This window comes from Shigella sp. FC1567 (genome assembly GCF_001743015.1).
Classification (GTDB): domain Bacteria; phylum Pseudomonadota; class Gammaproteobacteria; order Enterobacterales; family Enterobacteriaceae; genus Escherichia; species Escherichia coli.
Genome location: NZ_MIIV01000144.1, coordinates 1 through 19012 on the forward strand (window position 1 = coordinate 1; position 19012 = coordinate 19012).

At 50.9% G+C, this 19012-nt stretch carries 19 protein-coding genes and 1 pseudogene; 15 read left to right on the forward strand and 5 right to left on the reverse strand.

The window, feature by feature from the left end; translation table 11 throughout:
* Both BHE85_RS27385 and malI read right to left on the reverse strand, forming a co-directional pair.
* A partial coding sequence (locus BHE85_RS27385) for a hypothetical protein (protein ID WP_047199464.1) occupies nt 1–90 on the reverse strand: 90 nt, incomplete at its 3' end.
* Between the two features lie 142 nt (nt 91–232).
* Nucleotides 233–1261 (reverse strand): mal regulon transcriptional regulator MalI, encoded by a 1029-nt coding sequence (gene malI, locus BHE85_RS10385; protein ID WP_000179513.1) that lies wholly within the window; start codon nt 1259–1261, stop codon nt 233–235.
* 174 nt (nt 1262–1435) lie between these two features.
* Here malI and malX point away from each other — a divergent pair, with 174 nt between their 5' ends.
* The 3 genes and pseudogenes from malX to add all read left to right on the forward strand — a co-directional run bounded on the left by malX (nt 1436) and on the right by add (nt 5313).
* A complete protein-coding gene (gene malX, locus BHE85_RS10390; RefSeq protein ID WP_128832480.1) occupies nt 1436–3028 on the forward strand; it encodes a PTS maltose transporter subunit IICB in 1593 nt (530 codons plus the stop codon).
* Nucleotides 3029–3037: 9 nt separating this feature from the next.
* Nucleotides 3038–4210 (forward strand): bifunctional maltose regulon transcriptional repressor/cystathionine beta-lyase MalY, encoded by a 1173-nt coding sequence (gene malY / locus BHE85_RS10395; RefSeq protein ID WP_000459385.1) that lies wholly within the window; start codon nt 3038–3040, stop codon nt 4208–4210.
* Nucleotides 4211–4312: 102 nt separating this feature from the next.
* Nucleotides 4313–5313 (forward strand): annotated as a pseudogene (gene add / locus BHE85_RS10400) (adenosine deaminase).
* Between the two features lie 34 nt (nt 5314–5347).
* On the opposite strand, the gene BHE85_RS10405 reads toward add, so the two are convergent.
* On the reverse strand, nt 5348–6388 hold the full coding sequence (locus BHE85_RS10405; RefSeq protein ID WP_001282516.1) for an oxidoreductase: 1041 nt from the start codon (nt 6386–6388) through the stop codon (nt 5348–5350).
* A 212-nt stretch (nt 6389–6600) separates the two neighbouring features.
* Here BHE85_RS10405 and blr point away from each other — a divergent pair, with 212 nt between their 5' ends.
* The 12 genes from blr (at nt 6601) to gstA (ending at nt 16745) form a co-directional block, all read left to right on the forward strand.
* Nucleotides 6601–6726 (forward strand): division septum protein Blr, encoded by a 126-nt coding sequence (gene blr / locus BHE85_RS10410; protein WP_001300888.1) that lies wholly within the window; start codon nt 6601–6603, stop codon nt 6724–6726.
* Nucleotides 6727–6998: 272 nt separating this feature from the next.
* The gene (gene ydgT / locus BHE85_RS10415) at nt 6999–7214 is read left to right on the forward strand and encodes a transcription modulator YdgT (protein ID WP_000217950.1); all 216 of its coding nucleotides are present in this window, start codon (nt 6999–7001) and stop codon (nt 7212–7214) included.
* An 85-nt stretch (nt 7215–7299) separates the two neighbouring features.
* The gene (locus BHE85_RS10420; protein ID WP_004983493.1) at nt 7300–7740 is read left to right on the forward strand and encodes a DUF2569 domain-containing protein; all 441 of its coding nucleotides are present in this window, start codon (nt 7300–7302) and stop codon (nt 7738–7740) included.
* A 76-nt stretch (nt 7741–7816) separates the two neighbouring features.
* On the forward strand, nt 7817–8398 hold the full coding sequence (gene rsxA, locus BHE85_RS10425; RefSeq protein ID WP_000133174.1) for an electron transport complex subunit RsxA: 582 nt from the start codon (nt 7817–7819) through the stop codon (nt 8396–8398).
* Nucleotides 8398–8976: an electron transport complex subunit RsxB gene (rsxB, locus tag BHE85_RS10430; protein ID WP_000991809.1), complete on the forward strand. Its 579-nt coding sequence runs from the start codon at nt 8398–8400 to the stop codon at nt 8974–8976. Before rsxA ends, rsxB begins: the two co-directional genes overlap by 1 nt.
* The gene (rsxC, locus tag BHE85_RS10435; protein ID WP_069661552.1) at nt 8969–10903 is read left to right on the forward strand and encodes an electron transport complex subunit RsxC; all 1935 of its coding nucleotides are present in this window, start codon (nt 8969–8971) and stop codon (nt 10901–10903) included. The genes rsxB and rsxC overlap by 8 nt, the downstream gene beginning before the upstream one ends.
* On the forward strand, nt 10904–11962 hold the full coding sequence (rsxD, locus tag BHE85_RS10440; protein ID WP_000231954.1) for an electron transport complex subunit RsxD: 1059 nt from the start codon (nt 10904–10906) through the stop codon (nt 11960–11962).
* Between the two features lie 3 nt (nt 11963–11965).
* Nucleotides 11966–12586, forward strand: coding sequence for an electron transport complex subunit RsxG (gene rsxG, locus BHE85_RS10445; protein ID WP_000920784.1), 621 nt, complete (start codon nt 11966–11968; stop codon nt 12584–12586).
* 3 nt (nt 12587–12589) lie between these two features.
* Nucleotides 12590–13285, forward strand: a complete 696-nt coding sequence (rsxE, locus tag BHE85_RS10450) for an electron transport complex subunit RsxE (RefSeq protein ID WP_001289657.1) — start codon at nt 12590–12592, stop codon at nt 13283–13285.
* Nucleotides 13285–13920 carry an endonuclease III gene (nth, locus tag BHE85_RS10455; protein WP_001030339.1) on the forward strand — a complete coding sequence of 212 codons (636 nt, stop codon included), beginning with the start codon at nt 13285–13287 and terminating at the stop codon, nt 13918–13920. The genes rsxE and nth overlap by 1 nt, the downstream gene beginning before the upstream one ends.
* A 610-nt stretch (nt 13921–14530) precedes the next feature.
* The gene (gene dtpA, locus BHE85_RS10460; RefSeq protein ID WP_000100931.1) at nt 14531–16033 is read left to right on the forward strand and encodes a dipeptide/tripeptide permease DtpA; all 1503 of its coding nucleotides are present in this window, start codon (nt 14531–14533) and stop codon (nt 16031–16033) included.
* 106 nt (nt 16034–16139) lie between these two features.
* Complete coding sequence (gstA, locus tag BHE85_RS10465) at nt 16140–16745, forward strand: glutathione transferase GstA (RefSeq protein WP_000765753.1); 606 nt, start codon at nt 16140–16142, stop codon at nt 16743–16745.
* 42 nt (nt 16746–16787) lie between these two features.
* On the opposite strand, the gene pdxY is transcribed toward gstA, so the two are convergent.
* Nucleotides 16788–17651, reverse strand: coding sequence for a pyridoxal kinase (gene pdxY, locus BHE85_RS10470; protein ID WP_001307229.1), 864 nt, complete (start codon nt 17649–17651; stop codon nt 16788–16790).
* A 58-nt stretch (nt 17652–17709) separates the two neighbouring features.
* Nucleotides 17710–18984 carry a tyrosine--tRNA ligase gene (gene tyrS / locus BHE85_RS10475; protein ID WP_001295400.1) on the reverse strand — a complete coding sequence of 425 codons (1275 nt, stop codon included), beginning with the start codon at nt 18982–18984 and terminating at the stop codon, nt 17710–17712.
* Nucleotides 18985–19012: the final 28 nt, after the last annotated feature.

Genomic DNA, 19012 nt, shown 5'->3' on the forward strand with positions numbered 1-19012 from the left:
CCCCAGAGAAGTCAGTGGGTTACGCAGAGAATCGTAACGGGATACCAGATCAAGAGCCTGTCCAATGTGCATAAAAAAATCCGGAAACAAGTGAGCGTTTCCGGATTCTTACACAGCCACTGGATCGGTCAACTGATCCTTAACTGATCGGCATTACACCGCCTGTGTGCCACATTTTTTATCATTAACCTTGAGGAAAGGACACTACCAGGTATAGCAGATAAAGAGAGGATTATTTCGCTGCAATGAGCCGGGCGGGAATAATAAGATTGCGTGAATGCGTCTCTTCATGGGTGATTTTTTGCATCATGCGATCCGCAAGTGTGGTACCAAGTTCCCGCGCAGGCGTGCTGGCCCAGGTAACGGGTATATCATCAAGTGTGGTTGGTGTCGCATCGGTAAATGCCGCCAGCGAAACTTGTTGCTCAAAGTAACGATCGACTCCGCTTTCCCCGCTTTGCCGCCCTGCTTTCAGCAAACCAAACCATGCCCCCATCGCAATAGTTTCGTTATAGCAAACCACAGCACTGATGGTCGGGTTATGACGTAAAAGCGCCGTGATAGCTTCCGCAGCTTGCTTCTGGCTGGATGTGCACTCCAGCACCCAATCGCTGTGAAACGGCAGACCAAATTTTAGTAGAGTTGCACAATAGCCTCCCACCCGTTCTGCCCGGGTTAATGAGGAACTTTGCCCTCCCAGCCAGGCGATCCGCTGATGCCCATTGCGAATGAGATGCTCCGTCAACAACTGTGCAGCCTGCATGTTGTCCGGGCGAACCGTATCAACATCATCAAGATAACTGGCACGGGAAGCGAAAATCACCGGGATAGCTTTTTCTTCTGCCATCCGTCGCAGGTCATCGCTGCTTCCTGCAGCCCCGGCAATTACCACACCATCGACCCCCTGATTCAGTAACAGTGAAAACCGCTGTGCCAGCTGCTCGCCGTCTTTACCGCCGTGAAGCAAAAAAACCATCCGTCCCTGCGCTTCCAGAGCTTCCGTCAATCCGGCCGTCAATTCGGCGTAAAACGGCGCAGATAAATCACGGACGATCAAACCAATGACGCCGCTTTGCCCGCCGCGCAGCGCCGACGCCTGGCGATTGCGCACAAATCCCAGCTCTTCAATGGCGGCGTTAACGCGTTCTCCTGTGGCGGTAGAGATTCGCCCTTTGCCACTAAGCACCAGCGAAACGGTACTTACCGACACGCCCGCAGCCAGCGCAACATCATGAATGGTTATTTTTTTGGCGGTAGCCATGCAGATGACCTACTCCCTGATTATGTGACAGATAAAACGTTTTACCTTTTATTTATCTTATACCCGCTATTATCGTTGCGTAATGTGATTTATGCCTCACTAAAATTTGATAAAACGTTTTATCTTCTCGCGCAATTTACTGAATCCAGATTGTTCTCTACGAGGAGTCGTTTTATGACGGCGAAAACAGCACCGAAAGTCACGCTGTGGGAGTTCTTCCAGCAGTTAGGCAAAACCTTCATGTTACCCGTGGCATTATTGTCGTTCTGCGGCATTATGCTCGGCATTGGTAGTTCTCTTAGCAGCCATGATGTCATAACCCTGATCCCGGTCCTGGGCAACCCCGTGTTGCAGGCTATCTTTACCTGGATGAGTAAGATTGGCTCGTTTGCTTTTAGTTTCCTGCCTGTCATGTTCTGTATCGCCATCCCGCTGGGCCTGGCACGCGAAAATAAAGGCGTAGCGGCATTCGCTGGCTTCGTCGGTTATGCGGTAATGAACCTCGCGGTAAACTTCTGGTTGACCAATAAAGGCATTCTGCCAACCACGGATGCCGCGGTTCTGAAAGCCAATAACATCCAGAGCATTCTTGGGATCCAGTCGATCGATACCGGGATCCTCGGTGCGGTGATCGCCGGTATTATCGTCTGGATGCTGCATGAGCGTTTCCATAATATCCGCCTGCCGGATGCGCTGGCATTCTTCGGCGGTACGCGCTTCGTACCAATTATCTCCTCGCTGGTGATGGGCCTTGTCGGCCTGGTGATTCCATTAGTCTGGCCGATTTTCGCCATGGGTATTAGCGGCTTGGGCCATATGATAAACAGCGCGGGTGATTTCGGACCGATGCTGTTTGGTACCGGTGAACGTCTGCTGTTGCCGTTTGGTCTGCATCACATTCTGGTGGCATTAATTCGCTTTACCGACGCAGGCGGCACGCAGGAAGTCTGCGGTCAAACCGTCAGCGGCGCACTGACCATCTTCCAGACGCAATTGAGTTGCCCGACCACTCACGGTTTTTCTGAAAGCGCCACGCGTTTCCTTTCGCAAGGTAAAATGCCTGCGTTTCTCGGCGGTCTGCCAGCTGCAGCGTTAGCTATGTATCACTGCGCGCGCCCGGAAAATCGCCATAAAATTAAAGGTCTGCTGATTTCTGGCCTGATCGCCTGCGTCGTTGGCGGCACTACCGAACCGCTGGAATTCCTGTTCCTGTTCGTAGCGCCAGTTCTGTATGTCATCCACGCGCTGTTAACCGGCCTCGGCTTCACCGTCATGTCTGTGCTCGGCGTCACCATCGGTAATACCGACGGCAATATCATCGACTTCGTGGTGTTCGGTATTTTGCATGGTCTGTCAACCAAGTGGTACATGGTGCCAGTGGTGGCGGCAATCTGGTTTGTCGTTTACTACGCCATCTTCCGTTTCGCTATCACCCGCTTCAATCTCAAAACCCCGGGGCGCGATAGCGAAGTTGCCAGCTCAATCGAAAAAGCCGTTGCCGCTGCGCCGGGTAAATCAGGTTACAACGTTCCTGCAATCCTCGAAGCATTAGGCGGTGCCGACAATATTGTCAGCCTCGATAACTGCATTACCCGTCTGCGTTTGTCTGTGAAAGATATGTCGCTTGTTAATGTGCAGGCACTGAAGGACAATCGGACAATTGGCGTAGTACAACTTAATCAACATAACCTGCAGGTTGTTATCGGGCCACAAGTTCAGTCAGTAAAAGATGAAATGGCCGGTCTGATGCATACTGTCCAGGCATAAGGATAAGATATGTTCGATTTTTCAAAGGTCGTGGATCGTCATGGCACATGGTGTACACAGTGGGATTATGTCGCTGACCGTTTCGGCACTGCTGACCTGTTACCGTTCACGATTTCAGACATGGATTTTGCCACTGCCCCCTGCATTATAGAGGCGCTGAATCAGCGCCTGATGCACGGCGTATTTGGCTACAGCCGCTGGAAAAACGATGAGTTTCTCGCTGCTATTGCCCACTGGTTTTCCACCCAGCATTACACCGCCATCGATTCTCAGACGGTGGTGTATGGCCCTTCTGTCATCTATATGGTTTCAGAACTGATTCGTCAGTGGTCTGAAACAGGTGAAGGCGTGGTGATCCACACACCCGCCTATGACGCATTTTACAAGGCCATTGAAGGTAACCAGCGCACAGTAATGCCCGTTGCTTTAGAGAAGCAGGCTGATGGTTGGTTTTGCAATATGGGCAAGTTGGAAGCCGTGTTGGCGAAACCAGAATGTAAAATTATGCTCCTGTGTAGCCCACAGAATCCTACCGGGAAAGTGTGGACGTGCGATGAGCTGGAGATCATGGCTGACCTGTGCGAGCGTCATGGTGTGCGGGTTATTTCCGATGAAATCCATATGGATATGGTTTGGGGCGAGCAGCCGCATATTCCCTGGAGTAATGTGGCTCGCGGAGACTGGGCGTTGCTAACGTCGGGCTCGAAAAGTTTCAATATTCCCGCCCTGACCGGTGCTTACGGGATTATAGAAAATAGCAGTAGCCGCGATGCCTATTTATCGGCACTGAAAGGCCGTGATGGGCTTTCTTCCCCTTCGGTACTGGCGTTAACTGCCCATATCGCCGCCTATCAGCAAGGCGCGCCGTGGCTGGATGCCTTACGCATCTATCTGAAAGATAACCTGACGTATATCGCAGATAAAATGAACGCCGCGTTTCCTGAACTCAACTGGCAGATCCCACAATCCACTTATCTGGCATGGCTTGATTTACGTCCGTTGAATATTGACGACAACGCGTTGCAAAAAGCACTTATCGAACAAGAAAAAGTCGCGATCATGCCGGGGTATACCTACGGTGAAGAAGGTCGTGGTTTTGTCCGTCTCAATGCCGGCTGCCCACGTTCGAAACTGGAAAAAGGTGTGGCTGGATTAATTAACGCCATCCGCGCTGTTCGTTAACCCCAATTGCGCAACGTAAAAATCGTTGCGCAATCGTGGATTTTTACCCTGCTTTGTTTTTATAATGGTGCGCACTTTTATATCCAGAAAAAGAGTGCGACCATGATTGATACCACCCTGCCATTAACTGATATCCATCGCCACCTTGATGGCAACATTCGTCCCCAGACCATTCTTGAACTTGGCCGCCAGTATAATATCTCGCTTCCTGCACAATCCCTGGAAACACTGATTCCCCACGTTCAGGTCATTGCCAACGAACCCGATCTGGTGAGCTTTCTGACCAAACTTGACTGGGGCGTTAAAGTTCTCGCCTCTCTTGATGCCTGCCGCCGCGTGGCATTTGAAAACATTGAAGATGCAGCCCGTAACGGCCTGCACTATGTCGAGCTGCGTTTTTCACCAGCTACATGGCAATGGCACATAAGCTGCCTGTAGCGGGTGTTGTCGAAGCGGTGATCGATGGCGTACGTGAAGGTTGCCGCACTTTTGGTGTGCAGGCGAAGCTTATCGGCATTATGAGCCGAACCTTCGGCGAAGCCGCCTGTCAGCAAGAGCTGGAGGCCTTTTTAGCCCACCGTGACCAGATTACCGCCCTTGATTTAGCCGGTGATGAACTTGGTTTCCCGGGAAGTCTGTTCCTTTCTCACTTCAACCTTGCGCGTGATGCGGGCTGGCATATTACCGTCCATGCAGGCGAAGCTGCCGGGCCGGAAAGCATCTGGCAGGCGATTCGTGAACTGGGTGCGGAGCGTATTGGACATGGCGTAAAAGCCATTGAAGATCGGGCGCTGATGGATTTTCTCGCCGAGCAACAAATTGGTATTGAATCCTGTCTGACCTCCAATATTCAGACCAGCACCGTAGCAGAGCTGGCTGCACATCCGCTGAAAACGTTCCTTGAGCATGGCATTCGTGCCGGCATTAACACTGACGATCCCGGCGTACAGGGAGTGGATATCATTCACGAATATACCGTTGCCGCGCCAGCTGCTGGGTTATCCCGCGAGCAAATCCGCCAAGCACAGATTAATGGTCTGGAAATGGCTTTCCTCAGCGCTGAGGAAAAACGCGCACTGCGAGAAAAAGTCGCCGCGAAGTAACAAAATGGATGGTGCAAATTGCACCATCCATTTTTCATGCAAGGCACAAAGTCGCGCGATGTTTGGCGGATTCGATGCCCAGCTCAATCAACTCCATTACCTGGATTGCCTGGCTTGCCGGAACCGGATTTTCACCATCGCCATTTAACGCATCACGAATAGCCGCATAGTAAGCCGGATAATTCCCAGGTACCGTCAACAGCGTTTCTTCGACACGTTCCTCACCTTCCACTCGGGTAAGTACGCCATCACGCATATCGTAGCCCCAGTCTTCCTGCGGCAGACGCTCGCCATTTTTCAGACGTTCTTCCTGTGGATCGAGGCCATATTTCACATAACTGCCTCGGGATCCATGCACGATATACCGTGCTGACTCAGCGGCTGCCAGCATGGTACCGTGTAAAATGACTCGCCGCTGTGGATAGGACAAGATGGCGTGGAAATAATCGGTCGACTGCGCTCCGGGCCGTAACTGTGCCAAATCTACCGTCATGCTGACCGGTAAACCAAATAGCGTAATGGCCTGATCAAGAAGATGCGGTGCTAAATCGTACCAGATACCGCTGCCTGGGCCGCCCTGTTCACGCCAACGATCGCGCACCTGCGGACGGAAGCGGTCAAAATGAGACTCAAAGTAAGCAACTTCACCCAGCACGCCTTCCGCGAGCAAACCTTTTAGCGTCAAGAAATCGCTATCCCAACGACGGTTATGGAATACAGACAGCACACGCCCCAGGCTTTTTGCCAGCGCATCCAGCTCTCGCGCTTGTGACAGTGTCACGGTAAAGGGTTTATCAACGACCACATGTTTACCCGCCTCAAGCGCCGCTTTGGCTAACGGGAAATGGGTATCGTTGGGTGTAGGAATGACAATCAGGTCTATGTTGGGATCGTTAAACAGATGCTTCGGCTCAGAGACAACCGTAACCGTTGGCCAGTCGGCTTTTACTTTTGTTTCATCACTGCTGGAGATTACCGCCAGTTCCAGCCCGGGCGTGCCCGCAATCAGGGGCGCATGGAAGGTTTTGCTCGCATAACCATACCCAATCAACCCAACACGGATGTTGTCGCTCATGTCATTGCCTCTCATTGAAGTATGATTGCTATTTGACACTATCCTTTACCCACGCTCAACAGTTTAATATTAAGTCAAAAAAATAGCGAATTTTCCAACGACAAAAGCTAAATATCGCAAAAACCTCAGTAAAAATCTTGCTGGAGCTATTATTGCTAAGTAACATTTACCCCCTGAAGTTAATGGATCAATCAAGAGAGATGTGGGCTGTAATGAATCGTCTTATTGAATTAACAGGTTGGATCGTTCTTGTCGTTTCAGTCATTCTTCTTGGCGTGGCGAGTCACATTGACAACTATCAGCCACCTGAACAGAGTGCTTCGGTACAACACAAGTAAGCTCTGCGCTTGTAGAGCGCCATGCTGCCCGTCCGGTTGCATGTTTTCACTTGTCGGATATTAAACCAGGAATTTATTATCTTGTTCGATGTTGTTGGTGATTGTCAGGGATAGTAAAGCGCGTTGCTCTTTTCAGAGCAGTTTTTCATCCCTGAATATTTGCCATCAGCGCATTCTTATTATTGTAATAACACAAGCGTTCACTTTTGGTGAAATTTTATCATCACTAATAATACCTACCCCTTTGGTATTAATTATTTTATGGACCTTTTATGACTGTTCAGGACTACTTATTAAAATTTCGCAAAATCAGTTCACTCGAAAGTCTGGAAAAACTCTACGACCATCTTAATTACACCCTGACGGACGATCAGGAACTGATCAATATGTATCGTGCTGCCGATCACCGTCGCGCAGAGCTGGTTTCTGGCGGGCGTTTGTTTGACCTCGGCCAGGTACCGAAGTCCGTCTGGCACTATGTCCAATAAAGAAAGTAGCGATCGGTTATAAAAGCCTTATAATAACGCCCCTAAAATTAGATTTGCCTGTTTGCGTCGCTATTCTGGAGAACCTATGACCACCACAACGCCACAACGTATTGGAGGCTGGTTGCTTGGCCCGTTGGCCTGGCTTTTAGTCGCTCTATTGAGTACGACGCTGGCGTTGTTGCTGTATACCGCTGCGTTATCTTCTCCGCAAACATTTCAAACGCTCGGCGGACAAGCACTGACGACACAAATCTTATGGGGCGTTTCTTTTATTACCGCTATCGCCATGTGGTATTACACACTGTGGTTGACCATCGCTTTCTTTAAACGTCGGCGTTGTGTTCCTAAACACTATATTATCTGGCTGCTTATTTCCGTATTGCTGGCAGTAAAAGCATTCGCTTTTTCACCCGTGGAAGATGGCATAGCCGTTCGCCAGTTGCTGTTTACTTTGTTGGCAACCGCATTGATCGTCTCCTATTTCAAACGCTCGTCGCGGGTAAAAGCGACGTTTGTGAATCCGTAATAACCTTACAGTTAACCTGTTGTCGCCTGCTCTGGATTAACGGATAATAGGCGGCTTTTTTATTTCAGGCCGAAAAATGACTGACTACCTGTTACTGTTTGTCGGAACTATACTGGTCAATAACTTTGTGCTGGTCAAGTTTCTCGGTCTCTGTCCGTTTATGGGGGTTTCCAAAAAACTGGAAACCGCGATGGGCATGGGGCTGGCAACAACGTTTGTGATGACGCTGGCGTCTATTTGCGCCTGGCTTATCGATACGTGGATTTTGATCCCACTTAATCTGATTTACCTGCGCACCCTGGCATTTATTCTGGTGATTGCTGTGGTCGTGCAGTTCACCGAGATGGTGGTGCGCAAAACCAGCCCGGTGCTTTACCGTCTGCTGGGGATTTTTTTGCCGCTTATCACCACCAACTGTGCAGTGCTCGGCGTGGCGTTGCTGAATATCAATCTCGGGCACAATTTCTTGCAGTCGGCGCTGTACGGTTTTTCCGCCGCTGTCGGTTTCTCGCTGGTGATGGTGCTCTTCACCGCCATCCGCGAACGCCTTGCTGTGGCTGATGTCCCGGCACCTTTTCGCGGTAATGCCATTGCGTTAATTACCGCAGGTCTTATGTCTCTGGCCTTTATGGGCTTTAGTGGTTTGGTGAAGTTGTAATGAATGCTATCTGGATTGCCGTTGCCGCCGTGAGCCTGCTGGGCCTGGCGTTTGGCGCCATTCTGGGTTATGCCTCCCGCCGTTTTGCGGTGGAAGACGATCCGGTCGTTGAGAAAATTGACGAAATCTTACCGCAGAGCCAGTGTGGTCAGTGCGGTTATCCCGGCTGTCGCCCCTACGCGGAAGCCATCAGCTGTAACGGTGAAAAAATCAACCGTTGCGCCCCAGGTGGCGAAGCTGTGATGCTAAAAATTGCCGAGTTGCTTAATGTCGAGCCGCAGCCGCTGGATGGCGAAGCGCAAGAGCTAACGCCTGCGCGGATGGTGGCGGTTATTGATGAAAATAACTGTATTGGCTGCACTAAATGTATTCAGGCTTGTCCGGTAGACGCCATCGTTGGCGCTACCCGTGCCATGCATACGGTAATGAGTGATCTCTGTACGGGCTGCAATTTATGTGTTGATCCGTGCCCGACGCACTGCATCTCGTTGCAACCGGTCGCAGAAACACCTGACTCCTGGAAATGGGATCTGAACACCATTCCCGTGCGTATCATTCCCGTGGAACACCATGCTTAAGTTATTCTCTGCATTCAGAAAAAATAAAATCTGGGATTTCAACGGCGGCATCCATCCACCGGAGATGAAAACCCAGTCCAACGGTACCCCCCTGCGCCAGGTACCACTGGCGCAGCGTTTTGTTATTCCACTGAAACAGCATATTGGCGCTGAAGGTGAGTTGTGCGTTAGCGTCGGCGATAAAGTATTGCGCGGCCAGCCGCTTACCCGTGGTCGCGGCAAAATGCTGCCTGTTCACGCGCCCACCTCGGGTACCGTTACGGCTATTGCGCCCCACTCTACGGCTCATCCTTCAGCTTTAGCTGAATTAAGCGTGATTATTGATGCCGATGGTGAAGACTGCTGGATCCCGCGCGACGGCTGGGCCGATTATCGCACTCGTAGTCGCGAAGAGTTAATCGAGCGCATACATCAGTTTGGTGTTGCCGGGCTGGGCGGTGCAGGATTCCCGACAGGCGTTAAATTGCAGGGTGGCGGAGATAAGATTGAAACGTTGATTATCAACGCGGCTGAGTGCGAGCCGTACATTACCGCCGATGACCGTTTGATGCAGGATTGCGCGGCTCAGGTCGTAGAGGGTATTCGCATTCTTGCGCATATTCTGCAGCCACGCGAAATTCTTATCGGCATTGAAGATAACAAACCGCAGGCGATTTCCATGCTGCGCGCGGTGCTGGCGGACTCTAACGATATTTCTCTGCGGGTGATTCCAACCAAATATCCTTCTGGCGGTGCTAAACAATTAACCTACATTCTGACCGGGAAGCAGGTTCCACATGGCGGGCGTTCATCCGATATCGGCGTATTAATGCAAAACGTCGGCACTGCTTATGCAGTGAAACGTGCCGTTATTGATGGCGAGCCGATTACCGAGCGTGTTGTAACCCTGACTGGCGAAGCAATCGCTCGCCCGGGCAACGTCTGGGCACGGCTGGGGACGCCAGTGCGTCATTTATTGAATGATGCCCGATTCTGCCCCTCTGCCGATCAAATGGTGATTATGGGTGGCCCGCTAATGGGCTTTACCTTGCCATGGCTGGATGTCCCGGTCGTAAAGATTACCAACTGTCTGTTGGCTCCCTCTGCCAATGAACTTGGCGAACCACAGGAAGAACAAAGCTGCATCCGGTGTAGCGCCTGTGCTGACGCCTGCCCTGCGGATCTTTTGCCGCAACAGTTGTACTGGTTCAGCAAAGGTCAGCAACACGATAAAGCTACCACGCATAACATTGCTGATTGCATTGAATGTGGGGCTTGCGCGTGGGTTTGCCCGAGCAATATTCCCCTGGTGCAATATTTCCGTCAGGAAAAAGCTGAAATTGCGGCTATTCGTCAGGAAGAAAAGCGCGCCGCAGAAGCCAAAGCGCGTTTCGAAGCGCGCCAGGCTCGTCTGGAGCGCGAAAAAGCGGCTCGCCTTGAACGACATAAGAGCGCAGCCGTTCAACCTGCAGCCAAAGATAAAGATGCGATTGCTGCCGCTCTGGCGCGGGTGAAAGAGAAACAGGCCCAGGCTACACAGCCTATTGTGATTAAAGCGGGCGAACGCCCGGATAACAGTGCAATTATTGCAGCACGGGAAGCCCGTAAAGCGCAAGCCAGAGCGAAACAGGCAGAACTGCAGCAAACTAACGACGCAGCAACCGTTGCTGATCCACGTAAAACTGCCGTTGAAGCAGCTATCGCCCGCGCCAAAGCGCGCAAGCTGGAACAGCAACAGGCTAATGCGGAACCAGAAGAACAGGTCGATCCGCGCAAAGCCGCCGTCGAAGCCGCTATTGCCCGTGCCAAAGCGCGCAAGCTGGAACAGCAACAGACTAACGCAGAACCAGAAGAACAGGTTGATCCGCGCAAAGCGGCAGTTGCCGCGGCTATTGCCCGCGCTCAGGCCAAAAAAGCCGCCCAGCAAAAGGTTGTAAACGAGGACTAAATGGTATTCAGAATAGCTAGCTCCCCTTATACCCATAACCAGCGCCAGACATCGCGCATTATGCTGTTGGTGTTGCTCGCAGCCGTGCCAGGAATCGCAGCGCAACTGTGGTTTTTTGGTTGGGGTACTCTCGTTCAGATCCTGTTGGCATCGGTTAGTACTCTGTTAGCCGAAGCTCTCGTACTCAAACTACGCAAGCAGTCGGTAGCCGCAACGTTGAAAGATAACTCAGCATTGCTGACAGGCTTATTGCTGGCGGTAAGTATTCCCCCCCTCGCGCCATGGTGGATGGTCGTGCTGGGTACGGTGTTTGCGGTGATCATCGCTAAACAGTTGTATGGCGGTCTGGGGCAAAACCCGTTTAATCCGGCAATGATTGGTTATGTGGTCTTACTGATCTCCTTCCCGGTGCAGATGACCAGCTGGTTACCGCCACATGAAATTGCGGTCAACATCCCTGGTTTTATCGACGCCATACAGGTTATTTTCAGCGGGCATACCGCCAGTGGTGCTGATATGAACACACTACACTTAGGTATTGATGGCATTAGTCAGGCGACACCGCTGGATACATTTAAAACCTCTGTCCGTGCCGGTCATTCGGTTGAACAGATTATGCAATATCCGATCTACAGCGGTATTCTGGCGGGCGCTGGTTGGCAATGGGTAAATCTCGCCTGGCTGGCTGGCGGCCTGTGGTTGCTATGGCAGAAAGCGATTCGCTGGCATATTCCCCTCAGCTTCTTAGTAACGCTGGCGTTATGCGCAACGTTGGGCTGGTTGTTCTCACCAGAAACACTGGCAGCACCGCAAATTCATCTGCTGTCTGGTGCGACCATGCTCGGCGCATTCTTTATTTTGACTGACCCGGTTACCGCTTCTACGACCAATCGTGGTCGTCTTATTTTCGGCGCGCTTGCGGGCTTATTAGTCTGGTTGATCCGCAGTTTCGGCGGCTATCCTGACGGCGTGGCTTTTGCCGTCCTGCTGGCGAACATCACGGTTCCTCTGATCGATTACTACACGCGTCCGCGCGTCTACGGCCATCGCAAAGGGTAAACCATGCTGAAAACTATCCGAAAACACGGCATTACGTTAGCGCTATTTGCAGCGGGTTCAACAGGGTTAACTGCGGCCATCAACCAGATGACCAAAACGACGATTGCTGAACAGGCAAGTCTGCAACAAAAGGCATTATTTGATCAGGTGCTGCCAGCCGAACGCTATAACAATGCGCTGGCACAGAGTTGCTATCTGGTAACTGCGCCAGAGTTAGGTAAAGGTGAGCATCGGGTTTACATCGCCAAACAGGATGACAAACCGGTAGCCGCCGTTCTGGAAGCAACCGCGCCAGATGGCTATTCCGGTGCGATTCAGCTGCTGGTGGGAGCCGATTTTAACGGCACGGTACTTGGCACGCGCGTGACAGAGCACCACGAAACGCCAGGGCTTGGCGATAAAATCGAACTGCGCCTTTCTGACTGGATCACCCATTTTGCGGGTAAAAAAATCAGTGGTGCGGATGATGCGCACTGGGCGGTGAAGAAAGATGGTGGTGATTTCGACCAGTTCACCGGCGCGACGATTACTCCCCGCGCGGTGGTTAATGCGGTAAAACGCGCCGGATTGTACGCTCAGACGTTACCGGCACAACTTTCTCAACTTCCTGCCTGTGGAGAATAAAGCGTGAGCGAAATTAAAGACGTTATTGTTCAGGGGTTGTGGAAAAACAACTCTGCGCTGGTCCAGTTGCTCGGCCTTTGTCCTCTGTTGGCGGTCACGTCCACTGCCACTAATGCTCTGGGTTTAGGACTTGCGACTACGCTGGTACTGACGCTGACCAACCTGACCATTTCGACGCTGCGTCACTGGACGCCAGCCGAGATCCGCATTCCCATTTACGTGATGATCATCGCCTCGGTGGTCAGCGCTGTACAGATGCTGATCAACGCCTACGCCTTTGGCCTGTATCAATCATTAGGGATTTTTATTCCGCTGATTGTCACTAACTGTATCGTTGTGGGCCGCGCTGAAGCCTTCGCCGCCAAAAAAGGTCCGGCGCTTTCGGCACTGGACGGCTTTTCAATTGGTATGGGCGCAACCTGCGCCATGTTCGTGCTGGGTTCACTACGCGAAATTATCGGCAATGGCACATTGTTTGACGGTGCAGATGCGCTGTTAGGTAGCTGGGCAAAAGTATTACGCGTGGAGATTTTCCACACCGACTCCCCTTTCCTGCTGGCGATGCTGCCACCAGGTGCATTTATTGGCCTGGGACTGATGCTGGCAGGAAAATACCTGATTGATGAAAGAATGAAAAAGCGCCGTACTGAAGCAGCTGCCGAACGTGCATTGCCAAACGGTGAAACAGGGAATGTCTGATGAACAAAGCAAAACGCCTGGAGATCCTCACTCGCCTGCGTGAGAACAATCCTCATCCCACCACCGAGCTTAATTTCAGTTCGCCTTTTGAATTGCTGATTGCCGTACTGCTTTCCGCTCAGGCGACCGATGTCAGTGTTAATAAGGCGACGGCGAAACTCTACCCGGTGGCGAATACGCCTGCAGCGATGCTTGAACTGGGCGTTGAAGGGGTTAAAACCTATATCAAAACGATTGGGCTTTATAACAGCAAAGCAGAAAATATCATCAAAACCTGCCGTATCTTACTGGAGCAGCATAATGGCGAGGTTCCGGAAGATCGTGCTGCGCTTGAAGCCCTGCCCGGCGTAGGTCGTAAAACAGCCAACGTCGTATTAAACACTGCATTCGGCTGGCCGACTATTGCTGTCGACACGCACATTTTCCGCGTTTGTAATCGTACTCAATTTGCGCCGGGGAAAAACGTTGAACAGGTAGAAGAAAAGCTACTGAAAGTGGTTCCGGCAGAGTTTAAAGTCGACTGCCACCATTGGTTGATCCTGCACGGGCGTTATACCTGCATTGCCCGCAAGCCCCGCTGTGGCTCTTGTATTATTGAAGATCTTTGTGAATACAAAGAGAAAGTTGACATCTGAAGAAAAGGGGTAACACCGATTACCCCATTGATAACCTTTCTTTATCCTCTTTTAAAACATCTTTTTAACGTGAATGATGCCATTGCTTAGCGTTATCATCAGGTAATCCGTTTGCGGATAACCAAAAATGCAGGTTAATTGTTTTTTTAATAGCGAAATTTTCTATTCATTCGTGATCAAGATCACGATGCTGTCGCAATGTAAAAACATTGCAAGAATCAGGTTAAAATCATTTAAATTTACACACGCAACAAATATTGACCTACAAAACATTACACTGGCTATTTTTCAGAAACTGGACTATCTCACTAGTAAAAACGCTAAATAGCAGAACATATCGCCGTTAAGCCATCATCCCCCTCTCAGTGCAGTGAAAAAATCTGCCGTTACGTTTTTTGAAAAATTTAACGCTGGATAACATTTCCCGGAATGGTTGAATTCCCCGCCTCAGTTATATGTAACAGATTATTACAAAGGACTTGTCTGAAAGTGCAAGATAGTGAACATTACCTGCCGTTTCCCCTCCCACTATAACAATTGCGCGTATGTTTTTTAGACATAACGCGAGAAAGCACCCCCGTTAATATGGGATGTAAAAAAAGAGGTAAAAGTGTCCACTGCAAACCAAAAACCAACTGAAAGCGTCAGTTTGAACGCTTTCAAACAACCGAAGGCGTTCTATCTCATCTTCTCGATTGAGTTATGGGAACGTTTTGGTTATTACGGCCTACAAGGAATTATGGCTGTTTACCTGGTTAAACAACTGGGTATGTCTGAAGCGGATTCAATCACCCTTTTCTCTTCCTTTAGTGCCCTGGTTTATGGTCTGGTCGCTATCGGCGGCTGGTTAGGTGACAAGGTACTGGGTACTAAACGCGTAATTATGCTCGGCGCTATTGTGCTGGCGATTGGTTATGCTCTGGTTGCCTGGTCTGGTCACGACGCCGGTATCGTTTATATGGGTATGGCGGCTATTGCGGTCGGTAACGGCCTGTTTAAAGCTAACCCGTCTTCTCTGCTTTCTACATGCTATGAGAAAAACGACCCGCGTCTGGACGGTGCATTCACCATGTACTACATGTCCGTCAACATCGGCTCTTTCTTCTCTATGATTGCTACGCCGTGGCTGGCCGCGAAATACGGCTGGAGTGTTGCGTTTGCGTTGAGCGTTGTAGGCCTGCTGATCACTATCGTTAACTTCGCCTTCTGCCAACGCTGGGTTAAACAGTACGGTTCAAAACCAGACTTCGAGCCTATCAACTACCGTAACCTGCTACTGACCATTATTGGTGTTGTGGCACTGATCGCTATCGCCACCTGGCTGCTGCACAATCAGGAAGTTGCGCGTATGGCGCTGGGCGTTGTTGCCTTCGGTATCGTGGTTATCTTCGGTAAAGAAGCCTTCGCGATGAAAGGTGCTGCGCGTCGTAAAATGATCGTTGCCTTCATCCTGATGCTCGAAGCCATTATCTTCTTCGTGCTGTACAGCCAGATGCCAACGTCACTGAACTTCTTTGCGATTCGTAACGTTGAGCACTCCATTCTGGGTCTGGCCGTAGAACCTGAGCAGTATCAGGCACTGAACCCGTTCTGGATCATCATCGGTAGTCCGATTCTGGCCGCTATCTATAACAAGATGGGCGATACCCTGCCGATGCCAACCAAGTTTGCAATCGGCATGGTGATGTGTTCTGGTGCGTTCCTGATTCTGCCGCTGGGTGCGAAATTCGCGTCTGACGCTGGTATCGTGTCTGTAAGCTGGCTGGTCGCAAGCTATGGCCTGCAGAGCATCGGGGAACTGATGATCTCTGGTCTGGGTCTGGCAATGGTTGCACAACTCGTTCCGCAGCGTCTGATGGGCTTCATTATGGGTAGCTGGTTCCTGACCACTGCCGGTGCAAACCTGATTGGTGGTTATGTTGCGGGTATGATGGCTGTGCCGGATAACGTTACCGACCCGCTGATGTCACTGGAAGTTTATGGTCGCGTATTCTTGCAGATTGGTGTCGCTACTGCCATTATTGCAGTACTGATGCTGCTGACCGCGCCTAAACTGCACCGTATGACGCAGGATGACGCTGCAGACAAAGCGGCGAAAGCTGCTGTAGCGTAAAATTTAGGGAAACTCTTTTACAAGCCGCTAACTTTTCGTTAGCGGCTTTTTTTTTTGTTCAGCAACGCACTACCATACTTTAAACCACAGACAAAAGGAGTTACCGATGAAATTGTTCTACAAACCGGGTGCCTGCTCTCTCGCTTCCCATATCACCCTGCGTGAGAGCGGAAAGGATTTTACCCTCGTCAGTGTGGATTTAATGAAAAAACGTCTCGAAAACGGTGACGATTACTTTGCCGTTAACCCTAAGGGGCAGGTGCCTGCATTGCTGCTGGATGACGGTACTTTGCTGACGGAAGGCGTAGCGATTATGCAGTATCTTGCCGACAGCGTCCCCGACCGCCAGTTGCTGGCACCGGTAAACAGTATTTCCCGCTATAAAACCATCGAATGGCTGAATTACATCGCCACCGAGCTGCATAAAGGTTTCACACCTCTGTTTCGCCCTGATACACCGGAAGAGTACAAACCGACAGTTCGCGCGCAGCTGGAGAAGAAGCTGCAATATGTGAACGAGACACTGAAGGATGAGCACTGGATCTGCGGGCAAAGATTTACAATTGCTGATGCCTATCTGTTTACGGTTCTGCGCTGGGCATACGCGGTGAAACTGAATCTGGAAGGGTTAGAGCACATTGCAGCATTTATGCAACGTATGGCTGAACGTCCGGAAGTACAAGACGCACTGTCAGCGGAAGGCTTAAAGTAATAGCCATCGGCCCACAGGTCGTTGTGGGCGAAATGAGATATTTCAGAGCTTTGTTGCGCTGAAGTAATGTTCTGGTTTGGCAATACGATCCTGAGCAGCCACCACTTGCAGCTCATATTCCTGCATTGCTTTGGTGGTCACCATGATTTCGTAGACTGCAGCGGTCACATGTTCCAGCGCCTCCTGCAGCGTTGCCCCCTGAAGCAGTTTCACCAGCAGTAAACCGCTCGTCACATCACCAACACCTACCGGCTGGCGCATACCAAAATCCACCAGCGGACGGCTGATATGCCAGGCTTCATCGGCGGTGACCAGCAGCATTTCAAAACGGTCACGGCTGTAGCCAGCTCGCGCCAAGTGTTTAACCAACACAATTTGTGGCCCTTGCGCAATGAGTTCGCGCGCTGCCAGAACCGCTTCTTCGACGTTATTTACCGCATGCTCACAGAGTATTTCCAGCTCAACCAGATTCGGCGCAATGATATCGCTGGCAGGCAAACCGTGCCGCACATGAAACTCTGCGACACCCGGTGCAACGATACAGCCTTTTTCCGGATGACCCATTACCGGATCGCAAAAATATTTCGCCTGCGGATTCGCGGCTTTCACCTGACGGACGATACCGAGGATATGTTCACCCTGCTCCGCCGATCCCAGATAGCCACTTAACACGGCATCACAGGTGTGTAATTTATCAATGGCGGCAATGCCTTGCACAATTTCGGTTAAATGGCTGGGCGGCATCACGCAGCCAGTCCATTTGCCGTACTGGGTGTGATTAGAAAATTGAACGGTGTTCAGCGGCCAGACGTTCGCGCCCAGGCGGCGCATAGGAAACTCTGCCGCACTGTTACCCGCATGACCATAAACAACGTGAGACTGGATAGCGAGAATATTTTTCATCATGTTCCCTGTATAAAAACCAGGGGGAGTGATTTCTCACTCCCCCTTTCCACTTAATGCATTATTTCCAGCAAATCAGACAGTAATTCTTTTTGCCGCGACGCAGTAAGGTAAAACGACCAAACAGACGATCTTCTTCTTTAAAGAAGTATTCAGGATCGGACTGTTTTTCACCGTTAATGGTGATGGCATTGGAGGCGATAGTTTTACGCGCCTGACCACGGGAAGGTTGCAGTTCAGAATCGACCAGCGCCTGCATCAGGTCTGCGCCCTTTTCCATCTCAACCATCGGTACGCCGTCCTGCGCCAGCTGTTCGAAGTCCGCTTCACTCAGCGCACTCAAAGAACCGCTGAACAGGCATTCGGTAATACGTTTTGCCGCCTGTAAACCTTCTTCACCGTGAACCAGACGAGTCACCTGCTCCGCCAGTACATACTGGGCGCGCGGTGCTTTACCGCTGTTTTTATCTTCTTCTTCCAGGGCGTTGATCTCTTCAATGCTCATAAAGGTGAAGAACTTCAGGAAGCGGTAAACGTCGGCATCCGCAGTGTTGATCCAGAACTGGTAGAATTTGTACGGGCTGGTTTTCTTCGGATCCAACCAGACTGCGCCGCCTTCAGTTTTACCAAATTTGGTGCCATCTGCTTTAGTGATCAGCGGAACGGTCAGGCCAAACACCTGATTCTGATGCAGACGACGGGTCAGGTCGATACCAGAAGTGATGTTACCCCACTGGTCAGAACCACCAATTTGCAGCACCACACCGTACTGTTTGTTCAGACAGGCGAAGTCATAACCCTGCAACAGGTTGTAGGAAAACTCAGTGAACGAAATCCCCTGATCTTCACGGTTGAGACGCTGCTTAACCGCTTCTTTGTTGATCATCTGGTTAACGGAGAAGTGTTTGCCAATATCGCGCAGGAAGGTCAGCACATTCATATTGCCGAACCAGTCATAGTTGTTCGCCGCGATAGCAGAGTTTTCTCCACAGTCGAAATCGAGGAACGGGGCAACCTGCTTACGGATTTTGTCCACCCACTCCTGAACAGTTTCTTCGGTGTTCAGCTTACGCTCGGCAGCTTTGAAGCTCGGGTCGCCAATCAGACCCGTCGCGCCGCCTACCAGCGCAACCGGCTTGTGGCCCGCCTGTTGGAAGCGTTTCAGGCATAACAATGGAACAAGATGCCCCAAATGCAAGCTGTCAGCGGTAGGATCGAAGCCGCAATAGAGCGCGATCGGGCCTTGCGCCAGTCGCTCTGCTAACGCTTCCTCGTCCGTCACCTGGGCTACCAGCCCCCGCTCTTGCAATTGTTTAATCAAGTTACTGCTTGCCATCAAAATCTCCATGTATATAACGACTGCA